Consider the following 13927-nt stretch of genomic DNA (forward strand, 5'->3'; position numbering starts at 1 on the left):
ACGCGGCTATTCGACCCCGATGAGCAGCGGCGCCGAGTACCGGCCGCCGCGGTAGGTGACGGTGTCGACGGCCAGGTGCCCCTGCTGGACGTACGCCTCCAGGCGCGCGGCGAGCGCGTCGGGGACCTCCGGTCCGAGGACGAGGGTGACGAGTTCCCCGCCGGAGCCCAGCATCCGCGCCAGGACGGCCTCCGCGGTCTCCGGCAGCCCGGACCCGATGACGGCGATGTCGCCGTCGATGAGGCCGAGGACGTCCCCGGCCTGGCAGATGCCGGCGGAGGTGAAGGACTGCCGTTCGGCGACGGCCAGTTCCCCGTAGCGGGTGGCGCCCGCGGCGGCGGTCATGGCGACCACGTCCTCGTCGAAGGTGGCGTCCGGGTCGTGCACGGCGAGGGCGGCCAGGCCCTGGACCGCCGAGCGGGTGGGTATCACGGCCACCCGGACGCCGTCGCCGCGGGCCTCTTCGGCGGCCTCGGCGGCCACCGCGCGCCACTCGGTGCCGCCGGGCAGCACCACCACCTCGCGGGCGTGGGCGCGCCGGATCGCGTCGGCCAGTTCGGCGACCGCGGGCGCCTCCCCGGGCCGCGCGAGGACGGTGGTCGCGCCCGCCTCGCCGCACAGGGCCGCCAGCCCCTCGCCGGGCACGACGGCGACCACGGCCCGCTGGGCGCGCTCGCCCCGCGCGCGGCGCCGCTCGTCGCCGAAGTGGGTGATGCGGATGCGGTAGGGCCGTCCGGCGACCACTCCGGCCTCCACGGCCGCCCCGGGGTCGTCGACGTGGACGTGGACGTTCCAGAGGCCGTCGCCGCCGACCACCACGAGCGAGTCGCCGAGCCCGTCGAGCCGGGTTCGGAGGGTCGCCACGGCGGCTTCGGACGCCTCCAGCAGGTAGATCACCTCGTACGCGGGGCCGCCCCGCTCCTGCGCGTCGCAGGGCCGCGGCGGCTGCGGTACGGGCACGGCCCGGCCCCGTACCGGCTCCGCGGCGGGCTCCTGGCCGGACAGCGCCTGCCACAGTGCCCCGAGTACGGCGACCAGCCCGCAGCCCCCGGCGTCGACCACCCCGGCCCGGCCCAGCGCGGCCAACTGCCCCGGGGTCTCGGCGAGGGCGGCGCGGGCCCCGTCGTAGGCGGCGCGGGCCACGTCGGCGGCGGTCCCCGCCGCGGCCCCCGCCGCCCGCGCCGCCGCGCCGGCGACGGTGAGCATGGTGCCCTCGACCGGGTGCGCGACGGCCTGGTACGCCTCTTCCGCGGCCCGGGTCAGGGCCTGCGCGAGCATCGGCCCCGGCGACCGCTCCCCGGGTTCGGTGCCGAGTACGTCGGCCACCCCGCGCAGCAGTTGCGCGAGGATCGTCCCGGAGTTGCCCCGGGCGCCTATGAGCGCGCCGTGCGCGTAGGCCCGTACGGCTTCGGGGAGGGAGGGGGCGGGCGTGTCCCGCGTCACGTCCTCGAAGGCCGCGGCCAGCGCGCGGTCGGCGGACTCGGCGGTGAGGTAGAGGTTGGTGCCGGTGTCGGCGTCGGCGACGGGGTAGACGTTGATGGCGTCGATGTCCTCGCGGGCCCGGTCCAGGGCGGCCAGGGCCAGCGAACTCCAGGTGCGCACCGCTTCGGCGTCGAGCTCGTCGGCGGGCTGCGGCTGCGGCTCGTGCGGCACCGGGCGTTCCTCCTTGTGCGGGCCAGGGTTCACCGCAGGGTAACGAAGGCCGGGCGCCCGGGGCGGGGGCGGCGGGGCCCGTGGTAGTTTTCTTGGACGGGCGCAGTCGTTGTATGCTGCTCCGGTTGCCCGATGAGAGTCGGGCCATTTCCCCCGGCAAACCACTTCGGATCTCTGATTCCGGTGCGCCGGATTCACTGTAAGTGCATCTGAAGTCTTTGGAGTGACCTGTGGCTGCCAACTGCGACGTTTGCGCCAAGGGGCCGAGCTTCGGCAACAACATCTCCCACTCGCACCGCCGCACCTCGCGTCGCTGGAACCCGAACATCCAGCGCGTCCGTGCCGTGGTCAATGGGACGCCGAAGCGCCTCAACGCCTGCACCTCGTGCATCAAGGCCGGCAAGGTCTCGCGCTGACGCCTCCCGTCGTCGTAGCGCAGCCCTTCCCGGTTGCCAAGAAGGCCGGTCCACCTCGTGGGCCGGCCTTTTGCCTTTCCCCGCGCCCGCGGGCGCCCTCGGGGGCGGGACCGGTCAGGTGACCGGCCCCGCCCCCGTTCGCCGTTCCGGGACGGGACCTACCCCCGCCACCGCCAGGCGTGGTCGACGGGTCCGATGCCGGCGCCGAGCGGGAACCCGGCCGCGATGGCGCCGGTGACGTACTCCTTGGCCGCCGTGACGGCTCCCGGTACGTCCAGCCCCCGCGCGAGGCCCGCCGCGACGGCGCTGGCCAGGGTGCATCCGGTGCCGTGGGTGTGCCGGTTGTCGTACCGGGGCGCGCGCAGCCAGTGTTCCGCGGCGCCGTCGGTCAGCAGGTCCACGGCCTCGTCGCCGTGCGCCGCCAGGTGGCCGCCCTTGATCAGGGCCCAGCGCGGTCCGAAGCCGAGGACCGCGTCGGCGGCCCGCCGCATGTCGTCCTCGGTCTCGACCACGACGCCGGTGAGCCGCGCCACCTCGTCGAGGTTCGGTGTCGCCACCGTGGCCCGGGGCAGCAGCGCCGCGCGCACGGCGTCCAGCGCGGAGGCGGCCAGCAGCGCGTCGCCGTGTTTGGAGACGCCCACGGGGTCCACGACGGCCGGGGCCGCGGTGCCGGCGAGGAGTTCGGCCACCGTCTCCACGAGGACCGCCGAGGACAGCATCCCGGTCTTGACCGCCTGCACCCCGATGTCGTCCACCACGGCCCGGTACTGGGCGCGAACGGCCTCGGCGGGCAGTTCCCAGGCTCCCCGCACGCCGAGCGAGTTCTGGGCGGTCACGGCGGTGACGACGCTCATCCCGTGCACGCCGAGCGCCAACATCGTCTTGAGGTCGGCCTGGATGCCGGCGCCGCCCCCGGAGTCCGATCCGGCGACGGTCAGGCACAGCGGCGGACGGATCACCGCGGGGGCTCCTCGTCCGCCGGGTCGGCGCCGAAGTGGTCCCAGCCGCCGCTGCTGGTCCAGGGGGCGCCGTCGACGGTCACCTGGGGCAGCGCGGAGCGGTTCTGCACCTCGCCGATGACCTTCCAGCGCGCGGGCAGCTTCACGTCGGGCGGGAAGGTCGCCACGATGGCATGGTCCTCGCCGCCGGTGAGCACCCACTGGAGCGGGTCCACGCCCACGGCCTGGCCGATGTCGTACATCTGGCTGGGGATGTCTACGGCCGCCGAGCGCAGGTCGATCCGTACCTTGCTGGCCTCGGCGATGTGGCCGAGGTCGGCGACCAGGCCGTCGCTGACGTCGGTCATGGCGGTGGCGCCGAGTCCGGCGGCGGCGGGGCCCGCGTGGTAGGGCGGCTCCGGGCGGCGGTGGGCCTCCACGAAGGCCCGCGGGGAGCGGAACCCGCGCGAGAGCACGGCGAATCCGGCCGCGGACCAGCCCAGCCAGCCGGTGACGGCCACCACGTCGCCGGGGCGCGCGCCGGAGCGCAGCACCGGTTCGTGGTTGCGCAGGTCGCCGAGGGCGGTGATGGCCACGGTGATGGTGTCACCGCGTACGACGTCACCGCCGACCACGGCCGCGCCGGCGACCTGGCACTCGTCGCGGATGCCGTCCATCAGCTCGGTGGGCCAGGTCACCGGCAGTTCGGCCGGTACGACGAGGCCGAGCAGCAGCGCGGTCGGCACCGCGCCCATGGCGGCGATGTCGGCGAGGTTCTGGGCGGCGGCCTTGCGGCCGACGTCGTAGGCCGTGGACCAGTCGCGCCGGAAGTGCCGGCCCTCCAGCAGGATGTCCGTACTCGCCACGACCCGCCGGTCGGGGGCCGAGACCACCGCGGCGTCGTCCCCGGGTCCGAGCCGGACCGCCGGGGTGGTGGTGAGCCGTGAGGTGAGCTCCCGAATGAGCCCGAACTCCCCCAGCTCGCCCACAGTGCCCTTCATCGCTGTGCCCCTTCTTGCCCAGTCCGCTTGCGGTCGCGAGCCGTCACAGCTCTGGGTACCGTCAACAGATACGTCAACTTCTGCTCTCCGTGCGCCCCGCGGTGCGTGGTGCCGGGCTCGCGGGTCTCCCCGCGGCGCTCGGCGACGCGGTACCGTGGCGTCCCTTCGTCCCCGGGCCCACCCGCAATTCCGGGTCCCACCCGAAGGTTAGGGGAAATGATCCTCGTGGCCGCCCTGGAGGTTCCGTGGTACAGGCGTACATCCTCATCCAGACCGAGGTGGGCAAGGCGTCGTTCGTCGCCGAGTCCATCGGCAAGATCCCGGGGGTGATCCAAGCCGAGGACGTGACGGGCCCGTACGACGTGATCGTGCGCGCCCAGGCCGACACGGTCGACGATCTCGGCCGCATGGTGGTGGCCAAGGTCCAGCAGGTGGAGGGGATCACCCGCACCTTGACCTGCCCGGTGGTCCATCTGTAGCCCCGTCTACTCTTGGCCGGTGATGTCTGTCCACCACCGGCCGCTGCGTCTCCTGGCCCTGCCTGCCTGCACCGCCCTGCTCGCCCTCGCGGGCTGCGCCACGGACGGTTCCCGGGCCCGGCTGGACCCACCGCCCACGCCGCCCGCCGAGGTCGCGGGACTCTGTGCGGCACTGCACAAGGAGCTCCCGGACACGGTGGCCGGCCTGGAGCGGACCGGCACCACACCCGAGTCGCCGCTGACCGCCGCGTGGGGCGGCTCGGCGATCGTACTGCGGTGCGGTATCCCCAAGCCCCCGAAGATGGCCGATCCGAAGCAGGACGGGGTCGAGGTCAACGGGGTGGGCTGGTTGGTGGAGAAGGTGCCCGACGGCGAGGGCGGCGGCTACCGGTTCACGACCGGGCTGCGGCTGGCGTACACCGAGGTCCGGGTGGACAAGGAGCACGCCACCGACGCGCAGATGCTGGTCGGGCTCTCCGCGGCGGTCGCCAAGACCGTTCCCGAGGGCATCTCCTCCTACTGAGAGGCGCCCGCTCCCCGTTCCCACGAGGACCGCCCGCCGGATGTCCGGCGGGCGGTCCTTTCGTGCGTGGGGTCCCGGCGGGCTCAGCGCAGTCCGGTGGACCGGCGCAGCGCCGCCTGGATCAGGAGGTCGACCAGCTCCGGGTATTCGACGCCCGACTCCTGCCACATGCGCGGGTACATGGAGATGGGGGTGAAGCCCGGCATGGTGTTGATCTCGTTGATGACGAAGGTGCCGTCCTCGGTGAGGAAGAAGTCGGCGCGCACCAGGCCCTCGCAGGACGCGGCCTCGAACGCCTCGATCGCGAGCCGCTGCACCTCGGCGGTCTGCTCGGGGGTGAGCGGGGCGGGCACGATCCCGGAGGCGGAGTCGATGTACTTCGCCTCGAAGTCGTAGAAGTCGTGGCTGGACACCGGCGGGATCTCGGCCGGGGCGCTCGCGCGGGGCCCGTCCTCGAATTCCAGCACGCCGCACTCGATCTCGCGGCCGCGCAGCAGCGCCTCCACGATGATCTTCGGGTCGTGGCGCCGGGCCTCGACGACGGCCGCGTCCAGGGCCGAGGCGTCGTCGACCTTGGTGATGCCGATGGAGGAGCCGGCACGAGCCGGCTTGACGAACAGCGGCCAGCCGTGTTCGGCGGCGAAGTCCAGGATCTTCCCGCGGGCGGCGTCCGGGTCGGACCACTCGCGCGGGCGGATGGTCACGTACGGGCCGACGTCCAGCCCGAAGGAGGTGAACACCCGCTTCATGTAGTCCTTGTCCTGGCCGACGGCCGAGGAGAGGACACCGGAACCGACGTACGGGACTCCGGCGAGTTCCAGGAGTCCCTGGAGGGTGCCGTCCTCGCCGTACGGGCCGTGCAGCACGGGGAAGACGACGTCGACCTCGCCCAGGGCCTTGGGAACGGCGCCCGGCTCGGTGTAGACGATCTCGCGGTGGGCGGGGTCCACGGAGAGTACGACGGAGCCCTCCTCGGAGTCGGCGAGCGCGTCGACGTCCGGGAGCTTCCGGTCGGCGATGGCCATCCGGGCGGGGTCGTCGGCGGTCAGCGCCCACCGGCCGTCCGTGGTGATGCCGATGGGCAGCACCTCGTACTTGGAGCGGTCGATGGAGCGCAGCACGGCGCCCGCGGTGACGACCGAGATGCCGTGTTCCGAGCTGCGGCCGCCGAACACGACGGCCACGCGGGGCTTGCGGCCCCGCTGCTCAGGGGTCTGGGGAAGGTTCTCGCTGCTCATATCGCCACGAGAGTACCCGCTCGAACGTCCGGAAAGGACTCAGCGACGTTCCGGTTTGGCGCTGCGGCCCATGAGTTCCTTCAACGCGACCAGCGTGGGCTTGCCGTGGTGGACGATGTCGACGACCGTTTCGGTGATCGGCATGTCCACTCCGTACCGGTGCGCCAGATCCGCCACGGACTGGCACGACTTGACCCCTTCCGCGGTCTGCTTGGTGACCGCGATGGTCTCCTCCAGGGTCATCCCGCGGCCGAGGTTGGTGCCGAAGGTGTGGTTCCGGGAGAGCGGCGAGGAGCAGGTGGCGACGAGGTCGCCGAGCCCGGCGAGGCCGGAGAAGGTGAGCGGGTCGGCGCCCATGGCCAGGCCGAGGCGGGTCGTCTCGGCGAGGCCGCGGGTGATGAGCGAGCCCTTGGTGTTGTCGCCCAGACCCATGCCGTCCGCGATGCCGACGGCGAGCCCGATGACGTTCTTGACGGCGCCGCCGAGCTCGCAGCCCACCACGTCGGTGTTGGTGTACGGGCGGAAGTACGGGGTGTGGCAGGCGGCCTGGAGGCGCCGGGCGACGCCTTCGTCCACGCAGGCGACGACGGACGCGGCGGGCTGTCGGGCGGCGATCTCCCGGGCCAGGTTGGGTCCGGTGACGACGGCGACGCGCTCGGCCGGGACGCCGGCGACCTCTTCGATGACCTCGCTCATCCGCTTGGCGGTGCCGAGTTCGATGCCCTTCATGAGGGAGACGAGCACGGTGTCGGGGGCCAGCAGCGGCGTCCACGCGGCCAGGTTGCCGCGCAGGGTCTGGGACGGAATGGCGAGGACCGTGAAGTCGGCGCCCGCCGCGGCTTCGGCCGCGTCGGTGGTGGCCCGGATGTTCGCGGGGAGTTCGACGCCGGGCAGGTAGTCCGGGTTGGTCCGGCCGGTGTTGACGGCGTCGGCCAGCTCCTTGCGGCGGCCCCAGAGGGTCACCTCGCAGCCGGCGTCGGCGAGGACCACGGCGAACGCCGTGCCCCAGGAGCCGGTTCCGTAGACGGCTGCCTTCACGGGACCTGTCACTTCTTGCCCTCCCCCGCGGCCTTGCGCCGCTGTTCCGCCCTGGCCTTGCGGTGGTCGTACGGCTGCTCGGGCGCCTTCTCGCCGCGCAGCTCCTCCAGCAGCCCGGTGACGGCCGCCATGATGGTCTCGGTGGCCGCCTTGAGCACCTCGGGGGTGGGTTCCCGGTCGTAGAACTCGGAGAGGTCCACGGGCGGTCCGGCGAGCACCTGGAGGGTCTTGCGGGGGAACAGGCGGACCTTGTTCTCCTTCGCGTAGGGCGGCATCGCGAGGTTCGCGCCCCACTGGGCCACCGGAATGACGGGCGCCTTGGTCACGAGTGCCACCCTGGCCACGCCCGTCTTGCCGGCCATGGGCCACATGCCGGGATCGCGGGTGAGGGTGCCCTCCGGGTAAAAGGCCACGCATTCTCCGCGTTCGATGGCGGCGACGGCCGCCCGGAACGCGTCCAGGGCGTTGGTGGTCTCCCGGTAGACGGGGATCTGTCCCGAACCGCGCAGGATCATGCCGACGAAAGGCACCTTGAAGAGGCCGGCCTTCGCGAGCAGCCGCGGCACCCGGCCGGTGTTGTACTGGAAGTGCGCGTAGGACAGCGGGTCCAGGTACGAGTTGTGATTGACCGCGGTGATAAACCCGCCGTCGGCCGGAATGTGCTCCATTCCCTGCCAGTCCCGCTTGAACAGCACTACCAGCGGCGGTTTCGCGATGACCGCCGCCAGGCGGTACCAGAAGCCGATTCTGCGGCGGGACACTCGGACACCTTCCTCTAGGACCGGGGCACGGGGGCCACCGCCCAGCGGTGGCTGGGGGACTGGGCACCTCGTGGGCCGGACAAGTCTCGCCCCGGGTCCGGTCTCTGTCGAGAACACCGTACGCCCCAGCCGGGCCGCCGAGTCCACCCGTGTCCGGGTGGAGGGGACAATGGGCCGACCGACGACCGGGCCGTGACCGAGCGCGGCCCACACGCGCGCGGGGGCGCGCCGGAGGGAAGGGGTCGTGACGAACGCCGTCTGGAGCTTGGTGGTCCCGCTGAAGCCGCTCGCGCTGGCCAAGAGCCGGCTCGCCGCGGCCGTCGGCGGCTCGCGCCCGGGGCTCGCGCTGGCCTTCGCCCAGGACACCGTGGCGGGGGCGCTGGCCTGCGCGGTCGTGGCGGATGTGGTGGTCGTCACGGACGACGCGGTGGCGGGCGCGGAACTGGCGCGGCTCGGGGCGCGGATCGTCCCGGACGTCCCGGGCGCCGGCCTCAACGCGGCGCTGGCCCACGGGGCGCGGGCCGTACGGTCGGGGCGGCCCGGGTCGGCGGTGGCGGCGCTGAACGCGGACCTGCCCGCGCTGCGGCCACCCGAATTGCTACGCGTGCTCGATACCGCCTCGGTATTTCCGCGGGCTTTTCTGGCGGATGCGGCGGGAATCGGGACGACCCTGCTTTCCGCTGCTCCGGACGTGGAATTGGCGCCGTCGTTCGGCGGTCCGTCGCGGGCCCGGCATTCGGCGTCGGGGGCGGTGGAAATCTCCCTGACCGGTGTCGACAGCGTCCGCCGGGACGTGGACACGGGCGCCGATCTGCGGACGGCCCTCGCCCTCGGGGTGGGCCGGCACACGGCCCGATACAGTGCCGGTATGCAGGCGACCGCGTACACGTACGACTCCCAGACCCGCAGCGGCAGCGTGCTGCTGGACGACGGCACCCCGGTGCCCTTCGAGGCCGCGGCGTTCGACGCGGGCGGCCTGCGGCTGCTGCGGCCCGGGCAGCGCGTGCGGATCGAGACGCAGGGCTCGGGCCCGGACCTGCGCATCACCCTGGTCACCCTGCAGACGTTCTGACGGGGGCCGCACGCCCCCTGCCACCCGCGCCGCTCGGCCGGGTGAACGCACCGCGGGCCGGCTTCCCCGCCGTGGGGAAGCCGGCCCGGCGTGTGTGACTCGTGCCCTGCTTACTTCTTGCGGGCGGTGGTCTTCTTCGCGGTGGTCTTGCGCGCCGTCGTCTTCTTGGCGGGCGCGGTGGTCTTCGCGGTGGTCTTCTTGGCCGCCGGAGCCGTCTTCTTGGCCGTGGACGTGGCCTTCTTGGCGGTGGTCTTCTTCGCCGCGGCGGTGGAGGACCCCGCCGCCGTCTTCTTCGCGGCGCCGGTGGTCTTCTTGGCGGCCGCGGTGGTCTTCTTCGCGGCGGCCTTCTTGGTGGTGGCGGCGGTCGTGGTCTTCCGCGCGGAGGTCGACTTCGCCGCCGTCTTCTTCGCGGTGGCCTTCTTGCCGACGGCCTTGGCGATGGTGGGCGGGGCGCCCGAAAGGCTGCCCTTGGGCGCCTTCTTGACGGAGACCTCGCCTCCCTTGGGGAGCTTCTTGGTGCCGCTGACCAGGTCCTTGAAGCCCTGGCCCGCGCGGAACCGGGGAACCGAGGTCTTCTTGACCCGGACGCGCTCACCCGTCTGCGGGTTACGGGCGTAGCGGGCCGGACGGTCGACCTTCTCGAACGAGCCGAAGCCGGTGACCGAGACCCGGTCGCCCGCGACGACCGCGCGGACCATGGCGTCCAGTACCGCGTCGACCGCGTCCGCGGCCTGCTGGCGGCCGCCGAGCTTGTCGGCAATCGCTTCTACGAGCTGCGCCTTGTTCACGTCTTCCCCTTCGGAGACTTCGCCAGAACGAATGTGTTCAAGCTTATTTCGCACGTTAGGCGGATATATACCGCAAATCAAACACGAAACGGGCTAATCACCCTAGTGCCGCAACGTTGTAAGCCGTTACGGAGTTCCTTCGCATCAGTCGCCTTCAGGGAATCGACCCTCGTCGAGGTCCTTCATCAACCTGTCCAGGCGCCTTGCCGCATCGGCGAGATCATGCTTCGCCGCGGCCGTGACGACCAACAGCTTCCGGGACAGCGCCATCCTTACGCCCTCCGGGACTTGCAGCGTGCGCACCCTTGTGTGTGCTTCTTTCAATCGGCTCGCGACCACTTCGTAGAGCTCAAGTTGACTGTCGCGTTCCATGCACAGATTGTGCCATCTGGGGCGAGTTGTCGCCTCACGGGGCCTCAACACACGGCTGTGCCCCCCGCCGGAAGGCGAGGGGCACAGTGGGGGTGATGTGATCACCCGAGGGTGAATAAGCGCTGATCAGGCAGGAATCACGCCTGAATCGTGCGCGGCTTGAAGGTCGGCCGGGTGCTTTCGTACGTCGCGATGTCCGCTTCGTTCTGAAGGGTGAGGGAGATGTCGTCCAGACCCTCCAGCAGACGCCAGCGGGCGTTGTCGTCGAGTTCGAACTCCGCCTCGACGCCTTCGGCTCGGACCTTGCGGTCCACCAGGTCGACGGTGATCTCGGCGGTGGGGTCCGCCTCGGTCAGCTGCCACAGCCGCTCGACGGTCTCCTGCGGCAGGACGACGGTCAGCAGACCGTTCTTCAGCGAGTTGCCGCGGAAGATGTCGGCGAAGCGCGAGGAGATGACGGTCTTGAAGCCGAAGTTCTGCAGCGCCCAGACGGCGTGCTCGCGCGAGGAGCCGGTACCGAAGTCGGGGCCGGCGACCAGCACGGTCGCGCCGGCGCGCTCGGGACGGTTGGTGACGAACTCCGGGTCCTTGCGCCACGCCTCGAAGAGCCCGTCCTCGAAGCCGTCGCGGGTGATCTTCTTCAGCCAGTGGGCCGGGATGATCTGGTCGGTGTCGACGTTGCTGCGGCGCAGCGGGACGGCCCGACCGGTGTGGGTGGTGAAAGCTTCCATGATTCAGACTCCGGCGGGGGCGGTGACGTCGGACAGGTCGGCGGGCGAGGCCAGGTGGCCCAGTACCGCGGTCGCGGCGGCCACCTGCGGGGAGACCAGGTGGGTGCGTCCGCCCTTGCCCTGGCGGCCCTCGAAGTTGCGGTTGGAGGTGGACGCGGAGCGCTCGCCGGGGGCCAGTTGGTCGGGGTTCATGCCCAGGCACATCGAGCAGCCCGCGTGCCGCCATTCGGCCCCGGCCTCCTTGAAGACCTTGTCCAGTCCCTCTTCCACGGCCTGCAGCGCGACCCGGACCGAGCCCGGGACGACCAGCATCCGTACGCCGTCGGCGACTTTGCGGCCCTCGATGATGCCGGCGACGGCGCGCAGGTCCTCGATGCGGCCGTTGGTGCAGGAACCTACGAAGACGGTGTCGACCTCGATGTCGCGCAGCGGCTGCCCGGCCGTCAACCCCATGTACTCCAGGGCCTTTTCGGCGGCGAGGCGCTCCGAAGCGTCCTCGTACGAAGCCGGGTCGGGGACGTTGGCGGACAGCGGCGCGCCCTGGCCCGGGTTGGTGCCCCAGGTGACGAACGGGGAGAGCGCCGCGCCGTCGATGACGACCTCGGCGTCGAAGACGGCGTCGTCGTCGGTGCGCAGCGTCTTCCAGTAGGCGACCGCCGCGTCCCAGTCCTCGCCCTCGGGGGCGTGGTCGCGGCCGCGGAGGTAGTCGAAGGTGGTCTCGTCGGGGGCGATCATGCCCGCGCGGGCACCGGCCTCGATCGACATGTTGCAGATGGTCATCCGGGCTTCCATCGACAGCTTCTCGATGGCCTCGCCGCGGTATTCCAGGATGTAGCCCTGGCCGCCGCCGGTGCCGATCCGGGCGATGATCGCCAGGATCAGGTCCTTGGCGGTGACGCCCTCGGCCAGCGCGCCGGTGACGGTGATCGCCATCGTCTTGGGGCGGGCCAGCGGCAGCGTCTGGGTGGCCAGCACGTGCTCGACCTGGCTGGTGCCGATGCCGAAGGCCAGCGCGCCGAAGGCGCCGTGCGTGGAGGTGTGGGAGTCGCCGCAGACCACGGTGGTGCCGGGCTGGGTCAGTCCCAGCTGCGGTCCCACCACGTGGACGACACCCTGCTCGACGTCGCCCAGCGAGTGCAGGCGGACCCCGAACTCGGCGCAGTTGCGCCGCAGCGTCTCCAGCTGGGCCCGGGAGACCGGGTCCGCGATCGGCTTGTCGATGTCGATGGTGGGGGTGTTGTGGTCCTCGGTCGCGATGGTGAGGTCCAGGCGACGGACCTTGCGGCCGGCCTGACGCAGGCCCTCGAAGGCCTGCGGGCTGGTCACCTCGTGCAGCAGGTGCAGATCGATGAAGAGGAGATCGGGCTCGCCCTCGGCGCGCCGGACGACATGGTCGTCCCAGACCTTCTCCGCGAGTGTCCTACCCATCGCTTTCCCTCCGGCCGGCCGGTTGTGCCGGCGCTTCATAGAGATCTTGTGCGCCTGTATCGCCCGTACCCCACGTCCCGGACGACGGCTCGGACCCAGTGGTTCGTGGACCCGCACATACAGACTCGCTCGTTCTTGGAAAAATTGAACTTGCGTTTCACAGTGTGAGACGTGAATATCGTTTCATGGACAACTCTAGCGGCGTCGGCGTTCTCGACAAGGCAGCTCTGGTACTGAGCGCACTGGAGTCCGGTCCGGCCACCCTCGCCGGGCTGGTCGCGGCGACAGGGCTCGCACGACCCACGGCACATCGCCTTGCCGTGGCACTGGAACACCACCGGATGGTGGCGAGGGACATGCAGGGCCGGTTCATCCTCGGCCCGCGGCTGGCAGAGCTTGCCGCCGCGGCCGGCGAGGACCGTCTGCTGGCCACGGCCGGACCGGTGCTCACCCACCTCCGCGACGTGACGGGCGAGAGCGCGCAGCTCTACCGGCGTCAGGGCGACATGCGCATCTGCGTGGCAGCGGCCGAGCGGCTGTCGGGCCTGCGGGACACCGTCCCGGTGGGCTCCACGCTCCCGATGAAGGCCGGTTCGGCCGCGCAGATCCTGATGGCGTGGGAAGAGCCCGAGCGGCTGCACCGCGGCCTTCAGGGCGCGCGTTTCACGGCGACGGCACTGTCCGGCGTACGGCGTCGCGGCTGGGCGCAGTCGATCGGCGAGCGGGAGCCCGGCGTGGCCTCCGTCTCGGCGCCGGTGCGCGGGCCGTCGAACCGGGTCGTGGCCGCCGTATCGGTCTCCGGCCCGATCGAGCGCCTGACCCGGCACCCCGGTCGGATGCACGCCCAGGCGGTCATCGACGCCGCCGGCCGGCTGACGGAGGCCCTGCGCCGCTCCGGCTGACCTTCCCCGTCCTTTTCCCCCGTCCTCCCGGGCCCGGGGGCGCGTACGACGCCGCACACGTCCGAACACGCGCCTCCGGGCCCGCACTTCTGCGGCTCCCCCTGGCCGGACATGACGAAGAGGCCCTCCGCGATGATCGCGGAGGGCCTCTTCTCCTGTACCCCCGACCGGATTCGAACCGGCGCTACCGCCTTGAGAGGGCGGCGTGCTAGGCCGCTACACAACGGGGGCAAGCACTGCGTCACTACTGCACTGCGCTGGGCTACCAGGACTCGAACCTAGAATAAGGGAACCAGAAACCCTCGTGTTGCCAATTACACTATAGCCCATAGTGGTCTAGACCATGCTAGACATAGTACCCCCGACCGGATTCGAACCGGCGCTACCGCCTTGAGAGGGCGGCGTGCTAGGCCGCTACACAACGGGGGCCCTAGCGATCCTGCATCAAGACGTCCGGGAGCTACCCGATGGAGGTCTTGCGGGAAGGATCTGTACCCCCGACCGGATTCGAACCGGCGCTACCGCCTTGAGAGGGCGGCGTGCTAGGCCGCTACACAACGGGGGCAAGCACTGCGTCACTACTGCAC

At 71.7% G+C, this 13927-nt stretch carries 14 protein-coding genes, 4 tRNA genes and 1 pseudogene; 5 read left to right on the forward strand and 14 right to left on the reverse strand.

The annotated features are described in order from the left end of the window. Window positions 1-6: 6 nt before the first annotated feature. Window positions 7-1653 carry a DAK2 domain-containing protein gene (locus ACFVXJ_RS22625; protein ID WP_389664112.1) on the reverse strand — a complete coding sequence of 549 codons (1647 nt, stop codon included), beginning with the start codon at window positions 1651-1653 and terminating at the stop codon, window positions 7-9. A gap of 230 nt (window positions 1654-1883) precedes the next feature. Between ACFVXJ_RS22625 and rpmB the strand changes: the two genes are divergently transcribed. After that, complete coding sequence (gene rpmB / locus ACFVXJ_RS22630) at window positions 1884-2069, forward strand: 50S ribosomal protein L28 (protein WP_007266795.1); 186 nt, start codon at window positions 1884-1886, stop codon at window positions 2067-2069. Window positions 2070-2227: 158 nt separating this feature from the next. Here rpmB and thiD read toward each other — a convergent pair whose 3' ends face one another. Both thiD and ACFVXJ_RS22640 read right to left on the reverse strand, forming a co-directional pair. Further along, window positions 2228-3028, reverse strand: coding sequence for a bifunctional hydroxymethylpyrimidine kinase/phosphomethylpyrimidine kinase (gene thiD, locus ACFVXJ_RS22635; RefSeq protein WP_389664114.1), 801 nt, complete (start codon window positions 3026-3028; stop codon window positions 2228-2230). Continuing rightward, window positions 3025-4008: a thiamine-phosphate kinase gene (locus ACFVXJ_RS22640; protein WP_389664116.1), complete on the reverse strand. Its 984-nt coding sequence runs from the start codon at window positions 4006-4008 to the stop codon at window positions 3025-3027. Before ACFVXJ_RS22640 ends, thiD begins: the two co-directional genes overlap by 4 nt. A gap of 245 nt (window positions 4009-4253) precedes the next feature. On the opposite strand from ACFVXJ_RS22640, the gene ACFVXJ_RS22645 reads away from it, so the two are divergent. After that, on the forward strand, window positions 4254-4487 hold the full coding sequence (locus ACFVXJ_RS22645; RefSeq protein ID WP_136213327.1) for an Lrp/AsnC family transcriptional regulator: 234 nt from the start codon (window positions 4254-4256) through the stop codon (window positions 4485-4487). A gap of 22 nt (window positions 4488-4509) precedes the next feature. Beyond that, entirely contained in the window at window positions 4510-5010 is a 501-nt protein-coding gene (locus tag ACFVXJ_RS22650; RefSeq protein WP_389664118.1) for a DUF3515 domain-containing protein, read from the forward strand. Between the two features lie 83 nt (window positions 5011-5093). Here ACFVXJ_RS22650 and ACFVXJ_RS22655 read toward each other — a convergent pair whose 3' ends face one another. The 3 genes from ACFVXJ_RS22655 to ACFVXJ_RS22665 are packed head-to-tail and all read right to left on the reverse strand — an operon-like array spanning window position 5094 to window position 8047. Beyond that, on the reverse strand, window positions 5094-6248 hold the full coding sequence (locus ACFVXJ_RS22655; RefSeq protein WP_389664120.1) for a D-alanine--D-alanine ligase family protein: 1155 nt from the start codon (window positions 6246-6248) through the stop codon (window positions 5094-5096). Between the two features lie 39 nt (window positions 6249-6287). Further along, complete coding sequence (locus ACFVXJ_RS22660; protein ID WP_389664122.1) at window positions 6288-7298, reverse strand: NAD(P)H-dependent glycerol-3-phosphate dehydrogenase; 1011 nt, start codon at window positions 7296-7298, stop codon at window positions 6288-6290. Next, entirely contained in the window at window positions 7295-8047 is a 753-nt protein-coding gene (locus ACFVXJ_RS22665; RefSeq protein ID WP_389664124.1) for a lysophospholipid acyltransferase family protein, read from the reverse strand. The genes ACFVXJ_RS22660 and ACFVXJ_RS22665 overlap by 4 nt, the downstream gene beginning before the upstream one ends. Before the next feature lie 244 nt (window positions 8048-8291). On the opposite strand from ACFVXJ_RS22665, the pseudogene cofC reads away from it, so the two are divergent. Further along, window positions 8292-8918 (forward strand): annotated as a pseudogene (gene cofC, locus ACFVXJ_RS22670) (2-phospho-L-lactate guanylyltransferase); the annotation flags it as partial. Between the two features lie 311 nt (window positions 8919-9229). Here the strand turns inward: cofC and ACFVXJ_RS22675 are convergent. From ACFVXJ_RS22675 to leuC, 4 genes are all read right to left on the reverse strand, one after another. Further along, entirely contained in the window at window positions 9230-9907 is a 678-nt protein-coding gene (locus ACFVXJ_RS22675) for an HU family DNA-binding protein (RefSeq protein ID WP_361308983.1), read from the reverse strand. A gap of 144 nt (window positions 9908-10051) precedes the next feature. Then, window positions 10052-10279, reverse strand: coding sequence for a hypothetical protein (locus ACFVXJ_RS22680; RefSeq protein WP_389664125.1), 228 nt, complete (start codon window positions 10277-10279; stop codon window positions 10052-10054). A gap of 137 nt (window positions 10280-10416) precedes the next feature. Further along, window positions 10417-11010 (reverse strand): 3-isopropylmalate dehydratase small subunit, encoded by a 594-nt coding sequence (gene leuD, locus ACFVXJ_RS22685; RefSeq protein ID WP_329198621.1) that lies wholly within the window; start codon window positions 11008-11010, stop codon window positions 10417-10419. A 3-nt stretch (window positions 11011-11013) separates the two neighbouring features. Continuing rightward, window positions 11014-12438: a 3-isopropylmalate dehydratase large subunit gene (leuC, locus tag ACFVXJ_RS22690; RefSeq protein WP_389664128.1), complete on the reverse strand. Its 1425-nt coding sequence runs from the start codon at window positions 12436-12438 to the stop codon at window positions 11014-11016. Between the two features lie 185 nt (window positions 12439-12623). Here leuC and ndgR point away from each other — a divergent pair, with 185 nt between their 5' ends. Next, window positions 12624-13340: an IclR family transcriptional regulator NdgR gene (gene ndgR, locus ACFVXJ_RS22695; protein ID WP_136213317.1), complete on the forward strand. Its 717-nt coding sequence runs from the start codon at window positions 12624-12626 to the stop codon at window positions 13338-13340. A gap of 158 nt (window positions 13341-13498) precedes the next feature. Here ndgR and ACFVXJ_RS22700 read toward each other — a convergent pair. The 4 genes from ACFVXJ_RS22700 to ACFVXJ_RS22715 all read right to left on the reverse strand — a co-directional run bounded on the left by ACFVXJ_RS22700 (window position 13499) and on the right by ACFVXJ_RS22715 (window position 13905). Then, window positions 13499-13571 (reverse strand) — tRNA-Glu (locus tag ACFVXJ_RS22700). 26 nt (window positions 13572-13597) lie between these two features. Beyond that, window positions 13598-13669, reverse strand: a tRNA-Gln gene (locus ACFVXJ_RS22705). Window positions 13670-13696: 27 nt separating this feature from the next. Next, window positions 13697-13769: transfer RNA gene (locus tag ACFVXJ_RS22710), tRNA-Glu, on the reverse strand. 63 nt (window positions 13770-13832) lie between these two features. Further along, window positions 13833-13905: transfer RNA gene (locus tag ACFVXJ_RS22715), tRNA-Glu, on the reverse strand. Between the last annotated feature and the right edge of the window lie 22 nt (window positions 13906-13927).

Origin of the sequence: Streptomyces sp. NPDC058279 (assembly GCF_042881255.1) — a bacterium.
GTDB lineage: Bacteria > Actinomycetota > Actinomycetes > Streptomycetales > Streptomycetaceae > Streptomyces.